This window comes from Bartonella sp. AA16NXGY (assembly GCF_042197325.1).
Lineage (GTDB): Bacteria > Pseudomonadota > Alphaproteobacteria > Rhizobiales > Rhizobiaceae > Bartonella.
In genome coordinates this window covers 1-26069 of the sequence record NZ_JBHIRR010000013.1, presented here as the reverse complement: position 1 = coordinate 26069, position 26069 = coordinate 1, and the positions used below count along the sequence as shown (strand labels likewise).

Genomic DNA, 26069 nt, shown 5'->3' with positions numbered 1-26069 from the left:
AAGAGTAGCTTGATGTTTCCCCACGTACCCGCATACAACAGTTTTTCTCACCAAAACATTTTATAAAGTCCCCATTTTTTCAGAAACACTAAATTTTGCTTTATTCGTTACACCTGTCTTTTGCAACAAACAAATTTATTACTTTTTATACATATAAATTGAAATATCAAATATTAATATCTATATACGTAGAATTTATCGAAATAAATAACCTCTCTTCCCAATAGAATGTTTTGAAACAAAATTCTCTACACAACATGGTAATCCATTCCCGATAGAATTCAACGTATTGCAAAGTATTAAAGAGCTTTGCAATACATCAAATATATCATGACCATGTTTTTTTATATTTTATAAACCTGATACCTTTTTATTTTTCAATTGCACTATAAAAAATACGTGGTGCACTATTCCAAACCCATTTTTTGACATCAGGTGTCATCGCTACAGAAACATATGTCTGATAGATAAAAGCATAAGGCCCTTTCTGCATAAAATCACGTTGTAAATCAGCATACATTTGCGCCCGTTTTTTGGGATCTTTTTGAAACAATGCATCTTGAACCTTTTGATTCATAGTTTCATCCAAATACCCATGGCACCAACTCGCATAGCCTGTATTTTTAGCCTCAAGCCGATTATCTGGATTATAAATAAGACGTGAAGCCATTGTATGAGGATCCGCAGAATCATTATTCCATCCGAAAAAAATTGTATCAAAAGTACGTGCAGATAGTTTTGAAAATAACTGCGTGCCTACGAAGCGTTCAATTTTAAAACGTACCCCCACCTTTTTTGCATTGTCTTGGAGAGACTGAGCAATAGGCAAAGCAAAAGGATAAGGAGAGGCACCGGCAAAAATACTGGCCTCAAAACCATCCGGATAACCGGCTTCCGTTAAAAGTTGCTTTGCTTTTTGGAGATCAAGTTTAAAGGGTTGTCCCTCTTTTTCATCCAAAGCTCCAAGGTTACCAAGAGGAATAAAACTTGCACGTGGAATACCAACATCTTTGAGAAGAGTCTTACCGAGTCCTTCATAGTCAATAAGATAGCGCATCGCCAAACGCACTTTTTCATTGGCAAAAATTGGATTTGTCGCATTAAATCCCCATATGATCATGGAGGGCGCCAAAACTTTTTCAACTTTAATATCCGTTGTTGCTTGGAGATCTGCCAAATCCTCTGGCATCAGATTACGTGCAACATCGATATCGTGTTTTTGCAACAATAAACGTTGTGTTCCAGGTTCCGCAACATGGCGAATTAAAATCTTCTTCAATTTAGGCGCCTCCCCCCAATAATTGGAGCTTGCACGCAACAAAATTCCTTCTCCAGGGCGCCAACTCTCTAGCTGATAAGGACCAACACAAGCAGAATGACTGGCCAAATATCGGTTTCCCATATCACCATCTTGTTCGTTTTTCATGAGTGTCTCACGATCCAGCAAGGCAGCAGTGCGATTAGTGGAAATATTGCTAAGAATGAGCTCTGCTGGATAAGGTTTATCAAATTTCATCACCACCGTTTTGTCATCCGGTGCTTGAAAAGCCTCATCAACGTTTTGTTCTGTAATCCCATATTCATTAAATGTTGCTGCATTAGACAATTTCAATTTGACAACCCGCTTCATACCCCAAACAAGATCATTGGCATTCGCAGGACGACCATCATAAAACTTTAAACCATCACGCAAGTGAAAAGTAATCACCGTACTCTGATCATCACTTGAAACATCCCAGCTCTTCGCTAACGAGGGAACCATTTTAGCCGCATCATCTGTAGCAGAAACGACTAAATTATCACAAATATTGTTAACCACTTCAATTCCATAACGGTCATTGAGTTGTGCAGGGTCAAATGTATTTATTGGATCGAGATTCCAAGCCATCACAAGCGTATCGGCGGGTGTTTTTGCTGAAACTTGTTGCACAAACATCCCCATTGCAAGAACAGCAGAAACAAAAGAACTGCCCTTTTTCAATATTTTTCTTTTCACGTTCATAGAATTTTCCTTTTAACGTTTATTGTATAAATTCTCCATGCAGCAAAACGTGCTTAATTTAAGTTTAGACGAACGATAGGCTCCTAAAGACCAAACTTTAAAATCTTCAAGAACAAGCACCTCTTGCCAATGACTCCTCTTGTCTACACTTATAAGCCAAACTAAAACATACAAAGGAAAACACTCTAATATACAATGAATGCTCACCAACAACAGAGCTTAATCACGATATCATAACGCCTACTATTGAAGACTATAAAACCTGTATTTTTTCTATCTTGTTAAGCAAGCTTGTCTCGTATTTCTTCCGGCGTTTTCTATACCATCAAAGCACTACCCCTTTTAGCTCAAGTACCTTAATAACAACGAGCCTTCATAACAATTTGACGATTTGATAAAACAGAAAAATTCGTTAGTTTGCCAAATGCAACGACTTTTATTCCTTCTTCAAAAGAAAATTTAATTTTTTCATCACTCCCCGTAAAACAACACCCTCCAAATGACATCTCATCATCTTTCAAAGCAAAAGAAAATATAAACACCATAAAAAACTGATATCCCTTGTGTACCCCCATAACAAAACTTTCCTTCAACATCGCAAAACCTTTGCACCTTTAGCACCACTAAATTCCGCGATATTTGTTACACTTAGTTTTTTTATGTTACTCTCAGTTTTTTAACAAATAAATTGACCACTTTCTAATTCAGAAAAATTGAAATATCGATCTTAACATCCACTTAAATACACCTCTAATGAGAATGAAAAATATCTTTAAACGAATGTCTTGAAAAGACATTCAACAATATATCACGCATTACCTATGATCTTCGACGCATTGCAAAACTTGAAAATTTATACAATACGCCGAATATATCATGACGATGCCCTTTATCTATTGAACAGCATTGAAGACACTCTTATTTTTCAATTTTACTATAAAAAATATGTGGCGCACTATTCCAAACCCACTTTTTGATATCAGGGGTCATCGCGATAACAGTATATTTCTGAAAGATAAACGCATAAGGTCCTTTTTGCATCAATTCACGTTGTAAATCAGCATAGAGTTGTGCCCGTTTTTGCGGATCTTTTTGAAACAATGCATCCTGAACCTTTTGATTCATCGTTTCATCCAAATACCCATATTGCCAACTAGGATAGGCGGTATTTTTTGCCTCAAGCCGATTATCTGGATTATAAACAAGACGTGAAGCCATGGTATGAGGATCCGCAGAATCATTATTCCATCCGACAAAAATCGTATCAAAAGCCCGGGCATAAAGTTTAGAAAACAACTGTGTACCGGCCATCCGTTCAATTTTAAGACGCACCCCCGCCTTTGCGGCACTATCTTGGAGTGACTGAGCAACTAACACCCTATAAGGAGCATTTGATACGAGAAAATTTGCCTCAAATCCATTCGGATAACCAGCTTCTGCTAAAAGCTGCTTGGCTTTTGCAATATCAAGTTTAAAGGGTTGCCCTTCTTTTTCATCTAAAGCCCCAAAGTTGCCAAGAGGAATAAAACTGGCCCGTGGAACACCAACACCTTTGAGAAGCTTCTTGCCAAGACCTTCATAATCTATGAGATAACGCATCGCCAAACGCACTTTTTCCTTAGCAAAAATAGGATTTGTCATGTTAAATCCCCAGTACATCATAGATGGTTCTAACACTTCTTCGATTTTAACATCTGTTGTTTTTTGCAGATCTGCAAGATCTTCAGGTGTCAAATCACGAGCAACATCAATATCGTGCTTTTGCAACAACAAACGTTGTGTTCCGGGCTCTGCAACATGGCGAATTAAAATCTGCTTCAGTTTAGGCGCTTGTCCCCAATAGTGAGAGCTTGCACGCAACAAAAGAGCTTCTCCAGAGCGCCAACTTTTTAACTGATAAGGACCAACACAAGCAGCATGACTTTTCAAATACTGATTTCCAAAATCGCCATCTTTTTCATGCTTCATAATTGTCTGACGATCAAGCAAAGCTGTTGCCGGACTTGCAACAATATTATTAAGAATGAGCTCTGCTGGATAAGGCTTATCAAATTTCATCACCACTGTTTTCTTATCTGGGGCTTGCAAAGCATCATCAACATTTTGCTCTGCAATTCCATATTCATTAAAAATTGCCGCATTACCCATCTTCAATTTGACAATCCGCTTCATACCCCAAAGAAGATCATTGGCATTGGCTGATCGACCATCATTAAACTTCAAACCATCACGTAAATGAAAAGTAATCACCGTACTGTGATCATCACCTGAAACATCCCAATGTGTTGCTAAAGCGGGAACCATTTTAGCAGGATCATCTGTCGCAGTACTGACCAAATTATCACAAACATTGCGAACAATTTCACTTCCATAAACATCATTAAGTTGTGCCGGATCAAATGTACTAATTGCATCAAGATTCCAAGCCATCACAAGGGTATCAGCGGGTGTTTTTGCTGAAACTTGTTGTGCAACCATCGCCAAAGCTATAAAAGCAGAAACAAGAGAGCTGCTATTTTGTAATATTTTTTTCTTCAAGTTCATAGACTTTTCCTTTTAAAGTTTACTATATAAATTTCCCACACAACAAGCACATGCTTAATAATAAGGTTAGATGATCCATAAGCGCCTCAAACAAAGTATTATTAAAACCTTCAAACAACACCACTTACCAACCACGGACTTCTACCCATGGCTATAAGCCAAGACAAACCAAAACATGCAACAACAAACACTCTGACATACAATGAATGCTCCCCATAACAGAGCCTATTCATGATGTCATAACGCCTACGATTGAAGACTATAAAACCACTATTTTCTCTCTTTTGTCGGGTAAGCTTGTCTCTTCTTTCCTCTCGCCTTTTTATGCCATCAAAAGACTCTTCTTTGTTAGCTTAAGCGCCTTAATAACAAAGAGCTCTACTAACAATTTGACATTTTAACAAAACAGGAAAATTCACCCATCAACCGACATGATCTCCTCCCCCTACAAGAGGAATTTTGAATTTTTCCATAATCCTCTGCCAAATAACAGCTTTTAAATTATATTTTATTTCTAAATAAAAGGAGCATAGGCTCCCCCTGATATTCCTTTACGCACCCACACATAACAAAACTTTTTTCCACATCGTATTTTTAATATCTTTGCTCCTTTAACAACACTCAATTCATTGCTTACATTTTTTCAGAAAAAAAGATCTTTTCAATGCACTAAGGTTGAAATATCTAAATATAATACCTATATAAGCATACCCTTATTAGAATAGATAGTCTTTTTTTAAGTAAACTGTCTTGAAATATTATTTCTATACACGACAATAATAAGTTCGTTACAAAATCTTCAATATACTAGAACTCTCACTCTGATCAGAAATGCTGAAACGTTATAAAATTTCTCTACAAATTCTCGAGACGAAAGGATATCCCTTCATTTAATAAAAGAAGCGCCATGAAAATATCGCAAAAAATGCAATAAAACATGTGTATATTTCAAAAACCAGCACCGTTAACCAGACTAAGGTGATAAACTCAAAAAGTAAGAAAAAATAAAAAAATGTTTTTCCTTTATGATAATAACATCGCTGTACCATGATAATACAATAAAAAACACGATCTTTGAAAGTATATTAAAATGAAGCGAAAAAAAAAATTATTAGATTCTTTTCATGCGTTTCTTGGAGGAAAATCACGCCGCGTTAGTCTAAAATTGCTTATCCTTTCATTCTTCATTGGTATCGTAATGAATTTTTTGGGATGGACACCTCGAAACCTCATACAAAAAATAGTCGATTTTTTTCAATCACTATGGGAAGCAGGATTTATAACGCTTACAAATTTCTTCCATATAACTATGACAGGAGCTATTGTTGTTGTGCCTATTTTTCTTATCTTACGAATTTTTCATAAAAAATAAAAGCCTTAACATTTTCCTTGCGTTAATCTTTTCGAAAAATCAAACGACACAAAAATCCTGTAGTAATAGCAATAATCACTGCAACAATACCGTATAAAAAACGATACTTGTGCGCTGCATAAAAAATTGTATAGGTGATATGTGCTTTAACAATTTCAAGAGTCGTTGTTGCACTATCAATAAACTGTCCATCACGAAAAAGATAAGCACGAACTTTATAATGTCCAACCGGGATATTTGCTGGCAAACGAAAATGCGCTGTGAAAAGTGTGTCAGAACCAAAACGAACCCCACCCACTTCCTCATAATAAAGGCTTTTAGCTTTTTGCAATTTTATAAGTTCATCGCGAAAGGTTTGTATTTTTTTCTGATCTTGTTCATCCGTCTGCAATGGCAAATAGAGTAATCCTAACCCTAAGCGTTTATAATCTTCAATGCTCGTAATATCGTCAATTTCACGTGTTGTGACCATAGAGTAAAAAAGAGGAACCTTTTTAAAAATAAGAGAATCTGTATTGACCCATACACCGGCATTGCGTTTTTTTTCTCGCATCACCATTGTCCGATCTTGTCCCTCTAAGCTTACAACAATATCATAACGGTTCTGTCGAGAATATAACGGATCAATATTTTCTAAAACACCAGCAATATAAAGATCACGACCAGCAAAATTTGCATCCACAGTAATCGTATTCGTTGTTACAATAATTTGGACAGTTTCGTGGTCAACTTGATCAATGAATGTAGCTGGCGTCCCAACATGTGACCATGTAGAAAAAGAAATAAAACAAAAGCAACCTGTAATGATGTATAAAGAAAATAATCTACCCATTTTTATCTCATAAGAATATCCAGAGAGAAAAGATTATCAGGGCGTATAAATAATTGAAAAGCAAGACGCATACACACAATCAACACTAAAAATGCAAGTGCCATACGCAATTGTTCAGCCTTTAACTTCCGTCCAACCCGTGTTCCATATTGCGCACCAATACTTCCTCCAAGCATTAACAAAAAAGCCAAGACAATATCAACGGACTGATTAGTCATACTTTGCAAAACTGTCGTGAAAGAAGACACAAATGTAATCTGAAAAAGTGAAGTCCCAATCACCACACTGGTTGGAACACGCAGAAGATAAATCAATGCTGGTATCATAAAGAACCCCCCACCAATTCCCATAATAGAAGACAACAACCCCACAATGAGACCAATCCCTAAAACTGGAATAATGCTAACATATATCATAGATGTCCGAAAACGCATTTTTAAGGGTAAGCGATGAATCCAATTATGTCGACCAGCAAGACGAATATTGGCTTTTCCTGCCTTACGCTTGCGCATCATATCATACCAACTTTCAACGATCATCAAGCTTCCTACACTTCCAAGAAGAATCACATAAAGAAGCGAAATCATTAAGTCTAATTGACCTAACTTTTTCAAAACAGAGAAAACCTGAATCCCGATTAAAGAACCAATCCCTCCTCCAATCGCCAAAAGAATACCAAGTTTAATATCGAGCGTACGTCTTCTAAAATGTGTAATTGCTCCTGTTACAGATGAAGCAATCATCTGGTTAGCACCTGTTCCAACAGCAATAGCAGGAGGAATATTATAAAAAATCAATAACGGCGTGATAAGAAACCCACCACCGATTCCAAAAAGTCCTGAAAAAAAACCAGCAACGACTCCCATACCAATCAAGATCAGCATATTGAGTGACATTTCAGCAATTGGTAAATAAATACTCACTTACAGAACCTTCAAGATAATTTGAGGTTTTTTTACAATTAGAGAATCCTTCTCCAATTATCCTCTTTTCCAATAATCTCTGTTGCGTGTTTAAAAGGATAATTTTAGTTGCTATAGCTTCCGCACAAACACGAATGCGCAATACATTTCACATCTATTAACATCAACATCATAAAAATTAAAAAAAACGAGCTCCTTTTAAAAAGCTATAAAAACATAACGTTATCGCTACCACAAATGCAACGGTTAAAAAACAAAGAACACCTTTTTTTAGCAAATAAGATAAAAACGACACATGTTCCCGAGACTGCGTCCTTAAAGAAGAAAAATCATTCTCAATGCAATGATTAGATGCCTGAGCACCCATCATCCCCTTTTCTTTTATCACAGCATGCTTCACTACTCCCTCAACCTTTTTAAAAGAAGATTGCAGAGCATCACTGGGCAAAGGGCTTCTATTTTCTTGCTGCAACGTATTTTCAACATTTGTTTGGAGTGAAATTATGCTGTTTTCTTTCGAATAATTTTGCACCTTTTGAAGTAATAAGCGTTCTTGATTTCCCTCACATTCCATGTGAGCAAGTTTTTGTACAACAGAATCAGGTGATTTTGAACGAGACACCCGTCGTGTTACCGCTGCTTCTTCTAAGCTTTTTTTTTCACTCTGCAAACTTTGAACAATTGTTTTAATCTGCTCTAAAGACTGGAAAAGCTTTTTTTCTCTTTGACGACGTATATAATGTTCAGCCAAAATGGCCCGACTAATATCATCTAAGTAAGATTTAAAATGCTCTTCTACCGAATTCTGCTGCATTAAAGAACGAGGCGAATGCTTCATTTGCATTTGCGCATAAACGGTGCGTAATTTTTGAGCAATATCCGACATCGTTACTTCTACAGAAGTATCCATTCTCTCTTTCTGTTCAACAAAAGAAAAGACTTTATCGTTCCTAACCTGTTTGGTCGCCTGGTCGATCGTATGACCCTTCGTATTCACAAACGCCTACCCCTCATTAACCTTTTTGAAAAGAATCGCAACAAATGATGAGAAAGTGTGCTCTATTTTAGTAAATAGAGCTTTAAGAACTTCCAAAAACTTTTTTGTTAGAAATATTTTCCCCAATCTTTATCTAAAATATTTGAAAGAAAGATCTTTAATTTTTCTGTCTTCAAGATTTGAAGAGCAAAATCATTCCCCCATTTTTATCTTTTTCACTTAATTTTTCATTGCATAAAGGACCTATTGCACCATCATAAACAAAGCATAAGAAACTAAAAAAGAATATTCTCACAAGACAGTTTGATTTTTTTACTTTTTATTCAAGCAAATAAGGCAATTATGGCAATGCAAAAATATGAAGATTGAAAATGACGACGAGAAAGTACAAGTAAACATAAAAAAGCTTATACGAAAGAGAACACAAGTTATAAATTGAGACTTCATTCTAAACAATTTGGTTTCTTATGAGTATTGCTATAAACTTGTAACATACAAACAAAGAGGATCATTATGAAGATAATTGTCGCTGTCAAACGTGTTGTTGATTATAACATCAAGATACGCGTCAAACCGGATAGTACAGGCGTTGATCTGTCTCACGTAAAAATGTCTATGAATCCTTTTGATGAGATAGCCGTGGAGGAGGCCATTCGCCAAAAAGAATCCGGTAAAATTTCAGAAGTTCTTCTTGTTTCAATTGGCCCAGAAGCAGCTCAAGAAACTCTACGAACAGGACTTGCAATGGGAGCTGATCGCGCACTTCTTGTCACAACGGATCAAACACTTGAACCCTTAGCAATTGCTAAGATTCTCAAAACCATTGTTGATGAAGAAAAACCCGACATGGTCTTTTTAGGAAAACAAGCAATTGATGACGATAGCAACCAAACAGGACAAATGCTCGCTGCTCTTCTTGGGTGGGGACAAGCAACTTTTGCCTCACATCTTAACATAGAAAATGGGCATGCTACAGTTACTCGTGAAGTTGATAATGGAACACAAACCCTTTGTCTTCCCCTTCCCATGGTTATGACCGCCGATCTACGGCTCAATGAACCGCGTTACACCTCTCTCCCCAATATCATGAAAGCAAAAAAGAAAATCATTGAACAAAAATCTCTTACTGATCTTGGCGTCGATACGAAAGCACGCTTAATAATTTTAAGCGTTGAAGAGCCAAAACCCCGTCAATCCGGTATAAAAGTGGCAAATGTAGTAGAACTTGTCAGAGCCTTAAAACAGAAGAACTGCATTTAATATTCTCACCACTAGAGTAAAAGCAACACTCACATAAAAGGGCAAAAACTTATGGCAATTCTTTTATTGGCCGATCATAATACAGAAGAAACAGCAAAAGCACTCACCGCTGCACGCGTACTCAGTAATGATATCGATATTCTGATTTGCGGAGAAAAAATTCAAACGATAGCGGAAAATAGTGCTAAACTTAATGGTGTGCGGCAAGTTCTTATTGCAAAAGCAGACTATTTAGCCCATCAACTTGCCGAGCCTATGTCAGATACAATTCTCATGTTAGCAAAGGATTATGATGTGATCATGGCAGCATCCAGCAGTACTGGGAAAAATGTGATGCCGCGCGTAGCAGCTCTTCTTGATCTTATGCAAATTTCAGATATTACCGCCATTCTTTCACCCAATACCTTCAAACGACCAATTTATGCAGGCAATGCATTTGAAACTGTACGCACCAATGATTATAAAAAGATTATAACAGTTCGCACCGCTTCTTTCACCCCAACGCCTTCCCAAAATAATTCTGCTCCCATTAAAACAATAACACCAGCTCCCAATCCAAATCTTTCTTCTTTCGTAAAAGCAGAGACAAACAAAAGTGATCGTCCTGAGCTCACCTCAGCACGTGTTATTATATCAGGCGGGCGTGGTCTTGGTTCTCAAGAGAAATTTATGGCCCTGCTTCTTCCTCTTGCAAACAAATTAAATGCTGCTTTAGGTGCCAGCCGCGCAGCAGTGGATGCAGGCTATGCTCCCAATGATTGGCAAATTGGACAAACAGGAAAAGTCGTTGCCCCTGAACTCTATATCGCCGTTGGCATTTCCGGTGCAATCCAGCATGTAGCCGGTATAATGGATGCACAAATTATTGTTGCCATTAATAAAGATGAAGAAGCTCCCATCATGCAAATTGCCGATTACACCCTTGTAGGTGATCTCCACCAAATTATTCCAGAATTGGAGAAAGCTTTATAAGCCATGAAAGCACCTCTGCATGACCAACGTGAAAGTATGGAGTTTGACATAGTCATTGTCGGAGCAGGACCTGCAGGGCTTTCTGCCGCAATTCGTTTTAAACAAATTAATCCTGAGCTTTCTGTCACAATTGTTGAAAAAGGAACCGAAGTTGGTGCACATATTCTCTCTGGCGCAGTTGTTGACCCCATTGGTATCGACACACTCTTACCAGAATGGCGAAATGATAACGACCATCCCTTCACAACCCCTGTCACACAAGACCAATTTTTTTTTCTAAAGCCTCAAAAGTCCACAGTATTTCCCAATATTTTGCACCCTAAAATCTTATCAAATAACGGATGTTATATCGTTTCGCTTGGGAGCGTCTGCCGCTGGCTAAGCAAAAAAGCTGAAGCGTTGGGTGTTGAAATCTATCCTGGTTTTGCAGCAACAGAACCCATCATCCAAAAAGATAACGGAGCTATCATTGGTGTTCTCACCGGTGATATGGGGCTTAACAAAGATGGAACCCCTGGAAAAAATTATATGCCTGGGATGGCTTTATTAGCAAAATATACTCTGATTGCGGAAGGAGCACGCGGCTCAATTGCAAAACAACTGATACAACATTTTAATCTTAGCAAAAATCGAGAACCACAAAAATTTGGTCTTGGTCTCAAGGAGCTCTGGGAAATTGCCCCCAACAAACACCAACGCGGTTTAGTACAACATTTCACTGGTTGGCCCCTAGACAATAATACCGGTGGCGGTGGCTTTATTTATCACCAAGAAAACAATATCATTTCTGTCGGTTTTGTTGTGCACTTAGATTACAAAAATCCTTATCTTTCTCCCTTTGAAGAATTTCAACGTTTTAAAACACATCCAAAACTCTATAAAATCTTTAAAGGCGCAAAACGTCTTTCCTATGGTGCACGTGTTATCAGCGAAGGAGGTTGGCAATCTGTACCAAAACTCACCTTTCCTGGTGGGGCGCTTATTGGCTGCTCTGCTGGATTTGTCAATGTTCCTCGTATCAAAGGATCACACAATGCCATCTTATCTGGCATATTAGCTGCCGATAAAATGGCTACCGCTCTTGCACAAGGGCGTGCCCATGATGAGGTTAAAGAAATCGAAGAACAGTGGCGAAAAGGGCTCATTGGCAAAGATCTTTATAAAGTGCGAAATGCCAAACCGCTCTGGGCAAAATATGGGACAAAATATGGAATTAAACTTGCTGGTTTTGATATGTGGTGGCAACAACTGTTCGGATTTTCCTTATTTAAAACACTCTCCCACGGAAAGGAAGATTATGCATGCCTTGAACCAGCAGAAAAATTTCAACCCATTTCTTACCCAAAACCAGATGGCGTTGTAACCTTTGATCGCCTTTCAAGTGTTGCCCTTTCCAATACGCATCATGAAGAAAATCAACCTTGTCATTTAAAAATAGCCTCATTAAAAAAGCAAAAGGACTCTGAATATGCAATCTATGGAGGACCCTCTACACGCTATTGTCCCGCCGCTGTCTACGAGTGGCTAGAGGATAATGATCATCTGACTTATATGATAAACGCTTCAAATTGCATACATTGTAAAACATGCGATATCAAAGATCCAAACCAAAATATCACTTGGATCTGTCCGCAAGGCAATGAGGGCCCCTTCTATCCCAATATGTAATTCCCCAATGTATAATCATTGTTCATTTTCCTAAAATTGAAATATACAAAACGCAATGGATAAAAATATTTCCCTCAGATCAGAAATCTATCAATCACCTTCCTGCATACGTTCTTTCACAATGTAAAAAGAACTCTATTCTCATATAAAATACTCTCTTCACCGCATGAATTTTTTCAATAGAAAAACATAACATATTTTTATCAAAATTTTTTTATTTAAATGACAAAACAATAATAAATATATTCTTGACAATTCTGCGATAAAGGAACAGCCGCGGTTCTCGAAAACCTGAAGGAAAATAAGCCCGTTCTACTTTACCCCCTCTCCCATATGATCCAAAATGCTTTTAGCCCTCTCATAAGAAACATCAGTCGTTTTAACTAGCCAAGAGCAAAACCTACGGAGGTACAATTCAAGTTTATTTTTTCTCCTACACTTGCCAAGTAATGCTCACTCAAGAAAAACCACGAATGAATGTAGAAAAAACATTGTGAGATAAAGAGATAAAGAGCATGCTTGTTCAAGCCCTTTATAATGTTTCTACTGATAATGACACGAAAAAATCTTTAATCTCACATTAACCTTTTATTTTTGCATCAAGGATAATCGCCTTGCATCTAACCTTACCAATATACTGCAATGAATGTGTACAAATACCGTAAGAATAAGCAGATGCCAAGCCATGGAGACTATCGCTATTAGCAAAACACCTGATAAAAAACAAAATAGCTTTCATGACCACTCTATGACGCGTTTTATAGAGTTGTTTTTTTTATAAAGCTTGTGCTTTCGCTATTGCTTGTAAATCAACATCCAAATTGAACACAAGTGGTATATTTAAAAGAAAGATTAAGGTGAATGAAAGCTCTGCACGCCGTTCCAGCTTTTGTAGCTAGAGCAAAAATATTGCATATTCTATTTGAGTAATCTCTGAAACGAAAATACAGCTTCATTTAGCAAGAACATCAAATCTGAAAGGAAAAAACTGTTTTCCTCTTTACTATCATCTGTCCATTCGGTTTTAAAACTTTCAAAAGCATCACAATATCCTCTAAAAAGAAGAGATAACGTATTGTCCCCGCTTTTATTACTTACGTTTTTTTATGGGAGCATATCCTTCAGAAAAAATAAGGTATCCAAAATTAAAGCAGACTTGTGTTGTTCAGTCATGGGCTTGTTTTTAAGAGATAGCTCTCATATCAAACAATAATTTTGCGACACTATCCGAAAAAGGTATAACGCAATCCTGTGAACGAACAGTTCCATATTTATGAAATAAAAAGTACAAGCTAACAGCATTATTTTCTCTGCGATCTCCAATGAGGCGATAATCTTTGTTTTAAGGAGGTTTCAAGATGCACAAAAATGATTTTGATTAATTGACTATAAGAAGAGCTGAGATAATGTTACGATATTTAAAGCTCCTAATTAATAGGCAAAATAATAAATTTTCTATTATAAATCAAATGTTTAAGATAAAATTTAGCCTTAAACTTTTCTAAGGTACTCATTATACTGTATACTGTTAAAGCTGTAGAGAATATGAAAAAATAAAGTATTTTGCTGATAAGAGCTTATATTTGATCAAGTCAGCTGCCAGTTAACTGTATGTGTTTCAAAAGGGGCTGTTTACATTTGCTCAGAAAAACAGTTTGGATATCAATAGAATATTTGAAAAATCGGCGTTATGGAAATAATCTAAAAAGCTTAGCTTTTAAAAGAGCACAAACAAGCATGAGATTATAACATTGGGTAAAATTGTTTTTTGGTTCTCGAAGGAAAAACTTTATAGAAAATCATGGGGTAGATAGAATATTGGTTACATTTGGAATTTGTTTTACTGGAAAAAATAACGCGGATCAAAATAGATAATAATGTTAAATTAAGATATTAAATATGAAATTATCTTATTGTAGTGTAATCGATTATTCGAATAAGGTAAGCCTTTGTAATGATAAAAAATGTGCTGGTAAAAAATGAGCTAAAATGGCTTATGAGTATGGATAAAAATCTTGTGGTGAGGAGAATTTAATGAAAAGAAAAGAGCATGTGTGAAAAAGCATATTTTATAGGTGCGCATGCTTATTCTGCACCCGTTATAGAATCAGGGCTTTATCTTGTGGCAACACCTATCGGAAATCTTGCAGATATTACGCTTCGTGCTTTGCAAGTACTTGCAGGAATTGATATTTTAGCGTGTGAGGATACGCGAGTAACACGTGTTTTGTTGGAACGTTACGGTATTCAAAAAAAACCTTTTCTCTATCATGAATATAATGCGCAAAAAGCGGGTCCGAAGCTCTTAGCGGCTTTAGCAGAAAACAAAACAGTAGCACTTGTTTCAGATGCCGGAACACCACTTATTTCTGATCCTGGATTTCGATTGGTGGAAGAGGCCCGTAAAGCTGGTCATAAAATTATTCCTATTCCTGGAGCATCCGCTCTTTTAGCCGCTCTTATACCGACAGGGCTTCCTACTGATAGCTTTTTTTTTGCAGGTTTTTTGAGTGCACGAAAGCTACAGCGCCGAAAACGGTTGGAACAATTAAAAGAGATTCCAGCAACTTTGATTTTTTATGAATCACCGCATCGTCTTGTTGAAACTTTACAGGATATGGTCACTCTTTTTTCGGCTGATCGACCTGCTGCCATTTGTCGTGAATTAACAAAAAAGTTTGAAACAGTAGATGTTTCCAATTTGGGAAATTTGTTAGAAAATTACAGAAAACAAGCACATATTCGTGGGGAAATTGTTGTCCTTGTTGGAGAATCATCTTCTTCTTTAAATGTGATAAGTGATCAAGAAATTGATGAAATGCTATTAGAACGCGCACGGACACATTCTGCTGCTCAAGCGGCAGCTTTTGTTGCAAAAAAAACCGGTTTTAAAAAGCAGGAACTTTTTCAGCGATTAATCTTTTTAAAAAATGCGTAAAATGATACAAAAAAAACGCAGACAAAAGTCTTTTTATCGAGGGATTCGTGCAGAAAAATTGGCAGCTTTGTGGCTACGTTGCAAAGGGTTTCACATTGCCGAAAGGCGTTTTAAAACAAAATGTGGAGAAATTGATTTAATTGCACGACGCGGAAATCTTGTGTTAATCGTTGAAGTTAAAGCACGTTCAACGTTGGCTGAAGCAATGGAAGCGGTTTCCCGAATGAATGAAAAGCGAATTGAGGCAGCTGCCGATATTTGGCTCGCACGGCAAAAAGATTATGCCCTTTTGTCTGTACGCTTTGATTTAATTGCAATTTTACCTTGGCGTTGGCCACAGCATATCCCTGCATTTTTTACATCTGATCAATAAACGGCACCCCCCGTTTTAACCATATTCAATAAAAAACATTTCGTTTTTATGTGCATATGCGTTAAAAAGTGTGTAATAATTGAGCGCTATAAGGAGCGAAATATGGATGATTATGAAAAGTTTGCAACAGGTTTGCTCATCATTTTTGGAGCGCTAATTATTGGTGGTTTAATGGCAATGCATATTGTGCTTATGAATAAACCAGGTTTTTTATTTGCATTAGCCGCAGCTGTTGTTGGTTGGTTTTCTGCTTTTGCCGTTCTCTTTGACAAGCCCAAAATCTATTTGGTTTTGATTATTCTTGCTATGTTATGTGTTGCTTCTTCAATTAGCGTTTATGTTAGTTAAAACACCTGAGATGTTGATTGAAATTCCTTTTAAAATATGAAACTGAGAAATAGATAATGAGACTTGGCTTTTTGGGAACGGGTACAATCAGTGCTTCAATGGTGAATGGCTTAATGACAAGCAACTTTGATGTTTCTTCCATTATTGTTTCGCCTCGCAATGCACAAACAGCAAAGCGCCTTTCACGCACTTATGATAAAGTTATGATTGCTGAAAATAACCAAGCGTTGCTCGATGTTAGTGATTGTGTTTTTCTTTGCTTGCCCAATCAAATTGCAGAAGACGTTTTGCGCTCTCTTTGTTTTCGTCCAGAACAGCTGGTTATTTCCGTACTTGCTATGGCAAAAGCAGCAGAAATAGAAGAGTGGATTAATCATAAAGTTTATCGTGCTGTTCCATTACCTTTTGTTGCAAAATGCAAAAATTTGACACCAATCTATCCCAATCATCCCTTTTTGCGCACTTTATTTGATGCATTGGGGGGCACATTGGTGCTGGATAAGGAAGAGCAGTTTAATCTTTTTATGACAGCTGGTTCACTTATGGGAGTATATTTTAATTTTATAAAAACTGCCCATCAATGGTTTATAACACAAGGGTTAAAAAAACAACAATCAGCAGAATTCCTTACCATGATGTTTGGAAATCTTACAGATGAAATGCGTAAAACTATAGCAACGGATCGTTCTGTATCTCTCGATTTTGCACTGCTTGAAAAAGAGTTTTCAACAAAGGGTGGAACAAATGAATTTTTGTCAAATTACTTTTCTCAACAAGGGGGAAAGAATGCTTTAACAATGGCTCTTGAAGCTACTTTGCAAAAAATGAATGCTTCTAAAAAGACTTGACCAATATTTTTATCATCTCAATAAGAAAAAACTAAATGTTGAAGATGTATATCAAGAAAACTCACATCAAAAAATGCTTTTTTATGAAAAAATTGATTATTAAAATATTTTTTACAACCTTTTACAATTTTTCTAAATTATTTTTATTTTCGGTCTTCTTCTTTTTGCCTCAAGTCCAATATTTTTTTCTACCTCACAGCTCTAGCTCTTCAATTTTGTTCCCCTTCAGGTTATCCAAACGCATGAATAATTTTTTGTTTATTTAACCTATATACTCCATTCACACATTAAAACTTCCTCTTACAAAGAAGCGACTATTTTTATGTCTTTCATGATTGTGTTTTAATAAACTCTCTTATAACATCCCCCCCATTCAAAAGAGTTGATTTTTTATTTGATCAACAATTTTACGATATAGTTTAGCATGCTCTTCACTAGGCTTAGCAACAAAAATAGGGATTCCTTCATCTGAAGAAAATCGTAAAGCTGCATCAAGCGGTATTTCCGCTAAGAAAGGGACTTCTCGACGTTCCGCTTCTGCCCGTGCACCACCATAGCCAAAAATATCATAGCGTTTTCCCGTATCAGGAGCGATAAAATAACTCATATTCTCAATGAGTCCTAAAATAGGAACATTAACTTTCATGAACATTTCTATTGCTTTACGTGCATCCACTAAAGCAAGATCTTGGGGCGTAGAGACAACCAACGCACCTGTTAATTGTACCTGTTGGGCAAGCGTTAATTGTGCATCCCCTGTACCGGGCGGCATATCAACGACTAAAACGTCCAGAGGCCCCCATACAACATCTCGTAACAATTGCGTTACAGCTGCCATAACCATAGGACCACGCCATACTACCGGCTTTTCTTCCTCAACCAAAAATCCCATCGACATCAATTTAAGTCCAAATTTTTCAAGAGGTTGAATCTTTTTTTCTCCAATAAGCTGTGGTTTTTGATTAACAAGTCCTGTCAAACGTGGCAACGAAGGACCATAAATATCAGCATCCATCACCCCCGTCTTGAAACCAGAATCTTGTAAAGCTAAGGCGATATTTATTGCCATCGTAGATTTTCCGACCCCTCCTTTTCCAGAAGCAACAGCAATCACATGCCGCACACCTTCTATGGGCATTTTGATCGGTAAGAGATTTGCTCTTCGACTAGGTGCTGTCTTTGTTATTTTTTCTGCTGTAAGTGTAACAACAGCAGATTTCACTCCCTCCAAAGCACATACCACCTTTTCAGCAGAACGACGCAATGATTCCCATTTTTGCACACCTCCATCAGGAACTGTAATGGAAAAGAAAACCTTACCATCAGCAATCAATATTTCTGAAAGAAGACCCAACGACACAATATCGCTTTCAAGATCTGGTCCTTTGATTGTACGTAATACGTTGCGGACAGCCTCACTTGTGATAAGATTCATGTTCTTTCCTCTCTATAAAAATACCAGCAAATATAAGCATAAGAACGAAAAATACTTACAAGGTTCATCACCTGATAATTTTCTACTTTACTCAGCATTATAAAGTATACATCTCTTATCTCTTTAAAAATATGAAACCATCCTTAAAATAAAGAAGCTCAAACATAAAATCTGCTATAAAATCCTATCAATCACGTTTGTGCTACAACCACTTTAATGAATATTCTGATAAAAATTTTGTAAAAACAAAAACTGAAAAAAACTCTTAATCTTAAAGGATATTTTAAATTGAGCATACAGTAATCAGTCACACCTTCTTTAATTCTTTAAGGCCCTAGCTATTTATGTTCTGTAGCTTCAATCGTTATTTTCTAACACTCCTACAGTATTGTAAAAAAGCGTTACAGATAGTTATAAGGTGTTTTGTATTCTTTCAAGAGAGAGAAAAACAATCTAAGATTGACTTTTTTTATATTTTTCCTTATGGGTTAACAGCCGTATGATAGGATAAAATTGTTTATCTCGCGCATAACTACTCATAAAACGAAGATTAAGAAGGGCCGCACTCCGCGGTATTTAAATAAATGAAACGTACTTACCAACCCTCTAAACTTGTCCGTAAACGCCGCCATGGGTTTCGTGCACGCATGGCCACAGCTGGAGGACGTAAAATTATTGCTGCAAGACGTGCTCGTGGACGTAAGCGGCTTTCTGCTTAACCATTTAAATTTTCACAACCGTTGAGGATTGCTCATCGTTTCTTCGTTGTGAAACTTTTATTATGAACCTACAATGTCTGCTTGCAGGCATTTAATGAAATTGCGAAATATTCTTTTATGAAGAAAAAACATCCCTGCCGTATTCGCAAAAGAGCAGACTTTTTGGCTGTCCGTACAGGAGAAAAACGACGTGGTCCTTTATTTTTGCTCGAAGTTAAATCTCGTGAACAAACAACAGAAAGAAAAGATTCTCTTTTTGCACGTGTAGGCTTCACTGTTACCCGTAAAAACGGTAATGCTGTGAAACGTAATCGTATTAAAAGGCGCTTGCGTGAGGCCGTGAGAGTTGGTGTAACAAACCACATGGAAGCAGGAACAGACTATGTCATTGTAGCGTACCGTGATGTGTTACATGCACCTTTTACATCCTTGATTAGTGAATTAAATCGGCGAATAAAACCAAAAATAAAACATCAGCAACAACAACAAGGGTGTACGGATGGAATATAATCGCAATTTCTTTATCGCTATTGGCTTATCTTTCGTGGTGCTCATCGCATGGCAATTTCTTCATGTTGCTCCCAAACAAGCAAAGTTACAAAAACAACAAGTCATCGCACAGCAATTGTCAAAACAACAATCAGCCCTTTCTACTACCACGACAGATTTTTCTGACGATACCTCAACGTATCAAGCTACATCTATCATCGAACAGCCCATGACACCTGAAATCCGGAAAGCTGTATTGGCCAAAACAGAGCGTATTGCGATCCAAACCAATGAACTGGAAGGCTCTATTAATCTTGTTGGTGCACAATTTGATGATCTTCACCTCAAAAAATATCGTTTAACAGTCGATAAAAAATCACCGGAAATCGATTTGCTAAACCCTAAAGGTTTCAAAACGACCTACCTTGCTGAATTTGGTTTTGCAAGTGCGTCTTTGCCAGCAAAAGCCTTGCCACAATCGGATACAAAATGGCAAGTAGAGGGAAACAATACAATCCTGACTCCTTCAACACCTATCACTTTAATTTATAATAATGGACAGGGACAAATCTTCCGACGGACCCTTTCTGTTGATGATCATTTCATGTTTACCATTGAGGATTCTATCAGCAATGAAAGTGATCAACCAATACATCTCTCGTCCTATGCCCGCGTTGCACGTGCTGCACCACCAGAACATACAAATGCAACCTATTTACTTCATGAAGGTATGATAGGTATTGCTGGAGATTCGCTCAAAACTGAAAAATATAAAACCTTAGCAGAGCTTGACCCAAATCCTGATAATGGGCAAAAGAGCGTGACTTTTTCCAAAGTAACAGGAGGTTGGATTGGTATTACCGATAAATATTGGGCTGTAGCAGTTATTCCCCCGCAAAATAAAGAATATACAAGCCGTTTTATTTATTTTGATCGTTTGCAAACACATTATCAGTCTGACTTGCTAGGGTCGCTTTTAACGATTGCCCCAAATGAAACAAAAACTGTTACAAATCGTCTTTTTGCTGGTGCAAAACAAGTTGAAATTATTAATAGTTATCAAAATGACCTAAAAATCAAAAAGTTTGCTCTTTTAATTGATTGGGGCTGGTTTGATTTCATCACCAAACCAATGTTTTCCCTCATTGATATTCTTTATAAACAAACAGGGAATTTTGGTATCGCCATCCTTCTTGTCACAGTGCTCTTAAAAACTCTTCTTTTCCCTCTAGCCAATAAATCTTATAAATCTATGGCACGCATGAAGCTTTTACAACCGCGGTTGCTAGAAATAAAAGAAAAGTATCCCGATGACCAAACCAAACAACAAAAGGCAATAATAGAACTATATAAAACCGAAAAAATAAATCCCCTTGCAGGCTGTTGGCCGATGTTGGTTCAATTCCCAATATTCTTTGCTCTTTATAAAGTTCTCTATATCACCATTGAAATGCGCCATGCCCCTTTCTTTGGCTGGATTAAAGATTTAGCGGCACCCGATCCAACTTCTCTTTTTAACTTGTTTGGTCTCTTGCCATATACAACGCCAACATTTCTTATGATTGGTGCATGGCCTTTGATTATGGGAATAACGATGTTTTTACAAATGCGTATGAATCCCGCTCCTCAAGACCAAACCCAAGCGATGATATTCACATGGATGCCTGTTGTCTTTACTTTTATGCTCGCCTCTTTCCCTGTTGGTCTCGTCATCTATTGGGCATGGAACAATATATTATCAATCATTCAGCAAGGTATCATGATGAAGCGCCAAGGAGTTAAAATTGAGCTTTTTGATAATCTGAAAGCCATCTGGAGAAGATCACCCAAAAAAGAAGTGCATGAATGACAAGAGATTCTTCCCTTTCTGGAATTTTTTCTCGCAATTGGATTTTTATTCGTGGTGTACCAGCAATACGCTTTCTCCCCCCCGAAGGACCACCAGAAATTGCATTTGCAGGACGTTCCAATGTTGGAAAATCATCTTTAATCAACGCACTCGTCCAAAAAAAAAGCTTAGCACGTACCTCAAATACACCAGGACGGACTCAAGAGCTTAATTATTTTATCCCCGATGGATTCAGTGGGCAACTAGGAGACCTTCCCCCTCTAGCATTAGTAGATATGCCTGGTTATGGTTTTGCTGCTGCTCCTAAAAATCTTGTTGATGCGTGGACAAATTTGATTTTTAGCTATTTACGGGGGCGCACAACGTTAAAACGTGTATATATCTTAATTGATTCACGGCACGGAATCAAAAATAATGATGAAGATGTTCTTGCTCTCCTTGATAAAGCAGCTGTTTCTTATCACATTGTTTTGACAAAAAGCGATAAAATCAAATCAAATGCCTTGGAAAAATTAATTATGAGCACACAAACAAAGCTTCTTAAACGCCCAGCAGCTTATCCTGAGCTTCTTGTAACCTCTTCAGAAAAAGCTATCGGTTTAGAAGAATTACGTGCTGCCATTTTGCAAACCATCGCATAAGAGAACAATTCCTAGTCATTAACAATTTATTAATTATAATTACTAGCAGCTACTAATGATCTTGTACTTCTAGTCAAGCATCTTTATAAAAATGATTACTTGAAAGAATTCTCTTCAACTCTATTTGATAGTGTAAATTATGCTGACACTTTTTCACTCTCCCCTATCCTCTGCCTCGCGCTTCATACGCCTCATTCTTGGGGAATATGGTGTAACCACTCAACTGATTGAAGAATATGAATGGGCAAGAAGACACGAATTTCTAGCCCTCAATCCCGCTGGTCATGTTCCTGTTTTTCTCGATGAACACGAGGTTCCATTATCAGGTCCTCTTGTTATCTGCGAATATTTAGACGAAACACATGGAAGTTTACGACAAGAAAATAAGCTCTTTCCAGAAAATCCTTTAGATCGTGCGGAAGTACGCCGTCTCAATGACTGGTTCTTAAATAAATTCGAAAATGAAGCAACGCGCCATATCGTACGAGAACGAATCCATAAACGTGAAATGCCACTTGCCATCGGCGGTGGTGCTCCTAATTCACAAATTTTACGCAATGCACGTGCCAATATTTTACCACATATGAACTATCTCAATTGGCTCTGTGCCTCTCGCGATAGCTTAGTCGGTTCTGCCTTATCCTATGCAGATCTAGCAGCAGCAGCTTCTATTTCTGTACTTGACTTTCTAGGGGAAATTGACTGGGAACAATCTCCTGCTGCCAAAGACTGGTATATGAGAATTAAATCACGCCCTTCTTTTCGTTCTCTTTTAACAGATCGCGTCCGCGGAATTGTTGCAAGTGCTCACTATGCAGATCTTGATTTCTAGCCTTCTCTCACAAACAAAAATAAAAGTGATATTTTATCTAAAGGATATTTATAGGTTTATGAACTTTTATGCATGCGTATAAACGATATAATGATTTATAATCGTATTCAACAGGGAATAAGACCCATTATAATTGAATCAAAAAAAATACTTTCTTATCGTGTCACAAAAAAAGATTAGCACAGGGATAAAAAATATTTAAGAAAGCATTTTAACGACTCTCTTTAAATACAAGAGCTGTAGCATCATTAGAAGCTAGGCAAATAAAATAACAATACTTAACGCATGTTATCCTCAAGTCTCCCCAATATATGAAAAAACGCATTGCATAACATATATACTATTTGCTCTATAATAAAAAAATCCTCATCATGCGTTTTTACAACATAACAATTTTTTTAACTGACTTTCCTAAAAGATGAAGAATCCGACCAACTCTCGTGTGTAAACAATCCAACTTCTTGTTAGCCCCTTGTTTTACCCCCTTTTTACGTGATTGTATTTATGGATAACATATTTATATACAATGATAAATAATCGTTTTTTTACTTTAATCATCAATTCCAAATACCTTTTTCTCATTACCTTCATCACATTTAAAACAATCAAAATCGCTTTCTTATGCGTCACAAATAGAATTGGTAAATGAAAGAATATTAAAGAAAAGAATGAAAATGCCTAAGTGCCAAGAATTATTAAAACATTAAAGGCTAACAAAACGTGATAATGCTAATTTTCTCTATTTATGAAGCATAAAGATAGTGGTGCAGAATAGATGTTATATTATTCATGGATACTCTCTCGTGATACCACTCACGAGCACTATCATAAAATAAGTTTAGAAGAATTGATAAATATTTCTTTAAGAAAAGCGCATGAATTGACAACATAGGTGTATTTTGTTTGGGAGATCTTGTTTTGCATGAAGAACGCTCCCCCCTTAAAGAACGAAAGAAACAAAAGCGTAAAGTAATACACAATCTCCTTTAGGTGTCATAAGCAAACCTTACTTAGGAATATTCATCACACACTCAACGAAAAACATCTCTATTTAAATTTGTAGATCTTATATCACTTGCTCTAAACAACAGTATTTTACAGCACAACAAGATAAATTAAAGCAGGAAAAAAATTTTTCTATAAAGAAAAAGAACCATTGGAAAGAAGGCAAGAATTTGCCTATACTGCACAGTAAAGTATTATAAGGAGATAAAAATGCGCCTTACAGTTGTTGGTGCAAATGGAAGAATGGGACGTGAACTCATTACAGCAATCCAGCAGAGGAGAGATGTAGAACTTTGTGCTGTTCTTGTACGTAAAGGCTCACCGTTTGTAGGAAAAGATGCCAGTGCATTAATTGGTTCAGATTCTCTTGGGATTAGTATCACTGACAATCCCGAAAATGCCTTTTCTAATACAGAAGGTATTTTAGATTTTTCACAACCAGAAGCCAGTATTCTTTATGCTAACTACGCTGCTCAAAAAAGCCTTGTCCATATTATTGGCACCACAGGATTTAGCAAAACAGAAGAAGAAAAAATTGCAGATTTTGCGAAATATACAACAATTGTCAAATCCGGAAATATGAGCCTTGGAATAAATCTTTTAGCCAACCTTGTAAAGAAAGCCGCTAAAGCATTAGAAGCCGATGATTTTGATATCGAAGTTTATGAAATGCATCACGCTAACAAAGTTGATGCTCCTTCTGGAACAGCCCTTCTTCTTGGCCAAGCAGCAGCTGAAGGCCGCAATGTTATGCTTAAAAATGTGTGTGTCAACGAACGCAATGGTCATATAGGTAAACGCAAAAAAGGCGCCATTGGCTTTTCCTGTTCACGTGGTGGGACAGTTGTTGGAGAACACAGTGTCATTTTTGCTGGTTCCAATGAGCGCATTGTTCTTTCACATACAGCGCAAGAACGCTCTATCTTTGCCAATGGCGCATTAAAAGCAGCTTTATGGGCACAAAATCATGAAAGCGGTCTTTATTCAATGTTCGATGTTTTGGGATTGAACGATGAATTTTAAGTAATCAATAGAATAGAGGCAATTTATAATGGGACGCATACTTACACTAATTCGTCATGGACAAAGTGAATGGAATCTCAAAAACCTTTTTACCGGTTGGAAAGATCCCGATTTAACAGAAAAAGGTCATGCAGAAGCGATAGCAGCAGGAAAAAAACTGAAAGAATATGGTTTGAGGTTTGATATCGCTTATACATCTGCCTTACAGCGAGCTCAAAAAACCGCTCAGCACATTTTAGAGCAAATGGGACAATCAGATTTAGAAGTGATAAAAAATCCCGCATTAAATGAACGTAATTATGGTGATCTTTCTGGTTTAAATAAAGATGAAGTACGCCAACAATGGGGGCAGGAGAAAGTGCAAATGTGGCGCCGCTCCTATACGATTGCGCCGCCGAATGGAGAAAGCCTACGCGATACCGGTGCACGCATCTGGCCTTATTATCTTTACCATATCCAGCCTTATATTTTGCGCTCCCAAACTGTTTTGATCGCAGCACATGGAAATTCTCTTCGTGCTCTTATTATGGTGCTTGAAGGTCTCTCCGGTGAGGAAATTATATCTCAAGAATTAGCGACCGGCATTCCTATTATTTACACATTTAATCCGGATTCAACAATTTTATCAAAGACAGTCCTCACACCTTAAACTTCTAAAATCATGATCTCCCTCAAAAGTTCAATGCTATCGTTTTAAGCTGAAAAAATAAATTCTATAATTTTATTGACAGAGTTGCTTCATGCGCTTAGATGAATTTTATAAGCCCAGATGGCGGAATTGGTAGACGCGCAGGTTTCAGGTACCTGTGCCGTAAGGCGTGGGGGTTCGAGTCCTCTTTTGGGCACCATGTTCTTTTTTATCCAAAATAATTTATTGATTTTCCATATATTTTTTACAGTGAGGGACGCGTAAATAAAAGTTAGGGAATAGGATTTTTCAACCTATCTCTATAGGACGCCTCTTTTTTTGCAAACTTTCTCAAGAACGTCTTTTAATTC

At 37.1% G+C, this 26069-nt stretch carries 23 protein-coding genes and 1 tRNA gene; 16 read left to right on the top strand and 8 right to left on the bottom strand.

Going from position 1 to position 26069, the window contains the following annotated elements:
- Positions 1 to 370 precede the first annotated feature (370 nt).
- The 3 genes from ACFINK_RS07365 to ACFINK_RS07355 all read right to left on the bottom strand — a co-directional run bounded on the left by ACFINK_RS07365 (position 371) and on the right by ACFINK_RS07355 (position 4546).
- On the bottom strand, positions 371 to 2002 hold the full coding sequence (locus ACFINK_RS07365) for an ABC transporter substrate-binding protein (protein WP_375638545.1): 1632 nt from the start codon (positions 2000 to 2002) through the stop codon (positions 371 to 373).
- A gap of 356 nt (positions 2003 to 2358) precedes the next feature.
- Positions 2359 to 2577, bottom strand: a complete 219-nt coding sequence (locus tag ACFINK_RS07360; RefSeq protein ID WP_375638543.1) for an exodeoxyribonuclease VII large subunit — start codon at positions 2575 to 2577, stop codon at positions 2359 to 2361.
- A 343-nt stretch (positions 2578 to 2920) separates the two neighbouring features.
- Entirely contained in the window at positions 2921 to 4546 is a 1626-nt protein-coding gene (locus ACFINK_RS07355) for an ABC transporter substrate-binding protein (RefSeq protein WP_375638541.1), read from the bottom strand.
- 1090 nt (positions 4547 to 5636) lie between these two features.
- On the opposite strand from ACFINK_RS07355, the gene ACFINK_RS07350 reads away from it, so the two are divergent.
- Positions 5637 to 5918: a DUF6460 domain-containing protein gene (locus ACFINK_RS07350; RefSeq protein WP_375621636.1), complete on the top strand. Its 282-nt coding sequence runs from the start codon at positions 5637 to 5639 to the stop codon at positions 5916 to 5918.
- Between the two features lie 22 nt (positions 5919 to 5940).
- On the opposite strand, the gene ACFINK_RS07345 is transcribed toward ACFINK_RS07350, so the two are convergent.
- The 3 genes from ACFINK_RS07345 to ACFINK_RS07335 form a co-directional block, all read right to left on the bottom strand.
- Complete coding sequence (locus tag ACFINK_RS07345) at positions 5941 to 6750, bottom strand: TIGR02186 family protein (RefSeq protein WP_375613504.1); 810 nt, start codon at positions 6748 to 6750, stop codon at positions 5941 to 5943.
- Positions 6751 to 6752: 2 nt separating this feature from the next.
- Entirely contained in the window at positions 6753 to 7673 is a 921-nt protein-coding gene (locus ACFINK_RS07340) for a sulfite exporter TauE/SafE family protein (RefSeq protein WP_375613503.1), read from the bottom strand.
- A 178-nt stretch (positions 7674 to 7851) separates the two neighbouring features.
- Positions 7852 to 8670 (bottom strand): hypothetical protein, encoded by an 819-nt coding sequence (locus ACFINK_RS07335; RefSeq protein WP_375638539.1) that lies wholly within the window; start codon positions 8668 to 8670, stop codon positions 7852 to 7854.
- A gap of 513 nt (positions 8671 to 9183) precedes the next feature.
- On the opposite strand from ACFINK_RS07335, the gene ACFINK_RS07330 reads away from it, so the two are divergent.
- From ACFINK_RS07330 to ACFINK_RS07320, 3 genes are read left to right on the top strand one after another with little or no spacing between them, the layout of a single operon-like run.
- Positions 9184 to 9930 carry an electron transfer flavoprotein subunit beta/FixA family protein gene (locus tag ACFINK_RS07330; protein WP_375628246.1) on the top strand — a complete coding sequence of 249 codons (747 nt, stop codon included), beginning with the start codon at positions 9184 to 9186 and terminating at the stop codon, positions 9928 to 9930.
- Between the two features lie 51 nt (positions 9931 to 9981).
- Positions 9982 to 10902: an electron transfer flavoprotein subunit alpha/FixB family protein gene (locus ACFINK_RS07325; RefSeq protein WP_375628248.1), complete on the top strand. Its 921-nt coding sequence runs from the start codon at positions 9982 to 9984 to the stop codon at positions 10900 to 10902.
- 3 nt (positions 10903 to 10905) lie between these two features.
- Positions 10906 to 12570, top strand: coding sequence for an electron transfer flavoprotein-ubiquinone oxidoreductase (locus ACFINK_RS07320; RefSeq protein ID WP_375638536.1), 1665 nt, complete (start codon positions 10906 to 10908; stop codon positions 12568 to 12570).
- Positions 12571 to 13150: 580 nt separating this feature from the next.
- On the opposite strand, the gene ACFINK_RS07315 is transcribed toward ACFINK_RS07320, so the two are convergent.
- Entirely contained in the window at positions 13151 to 13309 is a 159-nt protein-coding gene (locus ACFINK_RS07315; RefSeq protein ID WP_375638534.1) for a hypothetical protein, read from the bottom strand.
- A gap of 1311 nt (positions 13310 to 14620) precedes the next feature.
- Here ACFINK_RS07315 and rsmI point away from each other — a divergent pair.
- From rsmI to ACFINK_RS07295, 4 genes are all read left to right on the top strand, one after another.
- A complete protein-coding gene (gene rsmI / locus ACFINK_RS07310) occupies positions 14621 to 15508 on the top strand; it encodes a 16S rRNA (cytidine(1402)-2'-O)-methyltransferase (RefSeq protein WP_375613498.1) in 888 nt (295 codons plus the stop codon).
- Positions 15509 to 15512: 4 nt separating this feature from the next.
- On the top strand, positions 15513 to 15881 hold the full coding sequence (locus ACFINK_RS07305; RefSeq protein ID WP_375638555.1) for a YraN family protein: 369 nt from the start codon (positions 15513 to 15515) through the stop codon (positions 15879 to 15881).
- Positions 15882 to 15983: 102 nt separating this feature from the next.
- Positions 15984 to 16229, top strand: coding sequence for a hypothetical protein (locus ACFINK_RS07300; RefSeq protein WP_375612261.1), 246 nt, complete (start codon positions 15984 to 15986; stop codon positions 16227 to 16229).
- A gap of 56 nt (positions 16230 to 16285) precedes the next feature.
- Complete coding sequence (locus tag ACFINK_RS07295) at positions 16286 to 17077, top strand: pyrroline-5-carboxylate reductase (RefSeq protein WP_375638533.1); 792 nt, start codon at positions 16286 to 16288, stop codon at positions 17075 to 17077.
- A gap of 373 nt (positions 17078 to 17450) precedes the next feature.
- Here the strand turns inward: ACFINK_RS07295 and ACFINK_RS07290 are convergent, their stop codons facing one another.
- Complete coding sequence (locus ACFINK_RS07290) at positions 17451 to 18512, bottom strand: Mrp/NBP35 family ATP-binding protein (RefSeq protein ID WP_375638531.1); 1062 nt, start codon at positions 18510 to 18512, stop codon at positions 17451 to 17453.
- 584 nt (positions 18513 to 19096) lie between these two features.
- Here ACFINK_RS07290 and rpmH point away from each other — a divergent pair.
- The 8 genes from rpmH to ACFINK_RS07250 all read left to right on the top strand — a co-directional run bounded on the left by rpmH (position 19097) and on the right by ACFINK_RS07250 (position 25918).
- Entirely contained in the window at positions 19097 to 19231 is a 135-nt protein-coding gene (gene rpmH / locus ACFINK_RS07285) for a 50S ribosomal protein L34 (RefSeq protein WP_375612258.1), read from the top strand.
- 117 nt (positions 19232 to 19348) lie between these two features.
- The gene (gene rnpA, locus ACFINK_RS07280) at positions 19349 to 19741 is read left to right on the top strand and encodes a ribonuclease P protein component (RefSeq protein ID WP_375612257.1); all 393 of its coding nucleotides are present in this window, start codon (positions 19349 to 19351) and stop codon (positions 19739 to 19741) included.
- A complete protein-coding gene (gene yidC / locus ACFINK_RS07275; protein ID WP_375613495.1) occupies positions 19731 to 21569 on the top strand; it encodes a membrane protein insertase YidC in 1839 nt (612 codons plus the stop codon). The genes rnpA and yidC overlap by 11 nt, the downstream gene beginning before the upstream one ends.
- Positions 21566 to 22210, top strand: coding sequence for a ribosome biogenesis GTP-binding protein YihA/YsxC (gene yihA / locus ACFINK_RS07270; protein WP_375613494.1), 645 nt, complete (start codon positions 21566 to 21568; stop codon positions 22208 to 22210). Before yidC ends, yihA begins: the two co-directional genes overlap by 4 nt.
- 139 nt (positions 22211 to 22349) lie before the next feature.
- Positions 22350 to 23042 (top strand): glutathione S-transferase family protein, encoded by a 693-nt coding sequence (locus ACFINK_RS07265; RefSeq protein WP_375612254.1) that lies wholly within the window; start codon positions 22350 to 22352, stop codon positions 23040 to 23042.
- A 1215-nt stretch (positions 23043 to 24257) separates the two neighbouring features.
- Positions 24258 to 25070 (top strand): 4-hydroxy-tetrahydrodipicolinate reductase, encoded by an 813-nt coding sequence (dapB, locus tag ACFINK_RS07260; RefSeq protein WP_375638529.1) that lies wholly within the window; start codon positions 24258 to 24260, stop codon positions 25068 to 25070.
- Positions 25071 to 25098: 28 nt separating this feature from the next.
- On the top strand, positions 25099 to 25719 hold the full coding sequence (locus tag ACFINK_RS07255; protein WP_375612252.1) for a 2,3-bisphosphoglycerate-dependent phosphoglycerate mutase: 621 nt from the start codon (positions 25099 to 25101) through the stop codon (positions 25717 to 25719).
- Positions 25720 to 25833: 114 nt separating this feature from the next.
- Positions 25834 to 25918: transfer RNA gene (locus ACFINK_RS07250), tRNA-Leu, on the top strand.
- The last annotated feature ends 151 nt before the right edge of the window (positions 25919 to 26069 follow it).

Bases quoted from the DNA above. Each gene is read 5' to 3' on its own strand.
- ACFINK_RS07365 (WP_375638545.1), bottom strand. From the start codon at position 2,002: ATGAACGTGAAAAGAAAAATATTGAAAAAGGGCAGTTCTTTTGTTTCT.
- ACFINK_RS07360 (WP_375638543.1), bottom strand. From the start codon at position 2,577: ATGGGGGTACACAAGGGATATCAGTTTTTTATGGTGTTTATATTTTCT.
- ACFINK_RS07355 (WP_375638541.1), bottom strand. From the start codon at position 4,546: ATGAACTTGAAGAAAAAAATATTACAAAATAGCAGCTCTCTTGTTTCT.
- ACFINK_RS07350 (WP_375621636.1), top strand. From the start codon at position 5,637: ATGAAGCGAAAAAAAAAATTATTAGATTCTTTTCATGCGTTTCTTGGA.
- ACFINK_RS07345 (WP_375613504.1), bottom strand. From the start codon at position 6,750: ATGGGTAGATTATTTTCTTTATACATCATTACAGGTTGCTTTTGTTTT.
- ACFINK_RS07330 (WP_375628246.1), top strand. From the start codon at position 9,184: ATGAAGATAATTGTCGCTGTCAAACGTGTTGTTGATTATAACATCAAG.
- ACFINK_RS07325 (WP_375628248.1), top strand. From the start codon at position 9,982: ATGGCAATTCTTTTATTGGCCGATCATAATACAGAAGAAACAGCAAAA.
- ACFINK_RS07320 (WP_375638536.1), top strand. From the start codon at position 10,906: ATGAAAGCACCTCTGCATGACCAACGTGAAAGTATGGAGTTTGACATA.
- ACFINK_RS07315 (WP_375638534.1), bottom strand. From the start codon at position 13,309: ATGAAAGCTATTTTGTTTTTTATCAGGTGTTTTGCTAATAGCGATAGT.
- rsmI (WP_375613498.1), top strand. From the start codon at position 14,621: ATGTGTGAAAAAGCATATTTTATAGGTGCGCATGCTTATTCTGCACCC.
- ACFINK_RS07300 (WP_375612261.1), top strand. From the start codon at position 15,984: ATGGATGATTATGAAAAGTTTGCAACAGGTTTGCTCATCATTTTTGGA.
- ACFINK_RS07295 (WP_375638533.1), top strand. From the start codon at position 16,286: ATGAGACTTGGCTTTTTGGGAACGGGTACAATCAGTGCTTCAATGGTG.
- ACFINK_RS07290 (WP_375638531.1), bottom strand. From the start codon at position 18,512: ATGAATCTTATCACAAGTGAGGCTGTCCGCAACGTATTACGTACAATC.
- rpmH (WP_375612258.1), top strand. From the start codon at position 19,097: ATGAAACGTACTTACCAACCCTCTAAACTTGTCCGTAAACGCCGCCAT.
- rnpA (WP_375612257.1), top strand. From the start codon at position 19,349: ATGAAGAAAAAACATCCCTGCCGTATTCGCAAAAGAGCAGACTTTTTG.
- yidC (WP_375613495.1), top strand. From the start codon at position 19,731: ATGGAATATAATCGCAATTTCTTTATCGCTATTGGCTTATCTTTCGTG.
- yihA (WP_375613494.1), top strand. From the start codon at position 21,566: ATGACAAGAGATTCTTCCCTTTCTGGAATTTTTTCTCGCAATTGGATT.
- ACFINK_RS07265 (WP_375612254.1), top strand. From the start codon at position 22,350: ATGCTGACACTTTTTCACTCTCCCCTATCCTCTGCCTCGCGCTTCATA.
- dapB (WP_375638529.1), top strand. From the start codon at position 24,258: ATGCGCCTTACAGTTGTTGGTGCAAATGGAAGAATGGGACGTGAACTC.
- ACFINK_RS07255 (WP_375612252.1), top strand. From the start codon at position 25,099: ATGGGACGCATACTTACACTAATTCGTCATGGACAAAGTGAATGGAAT.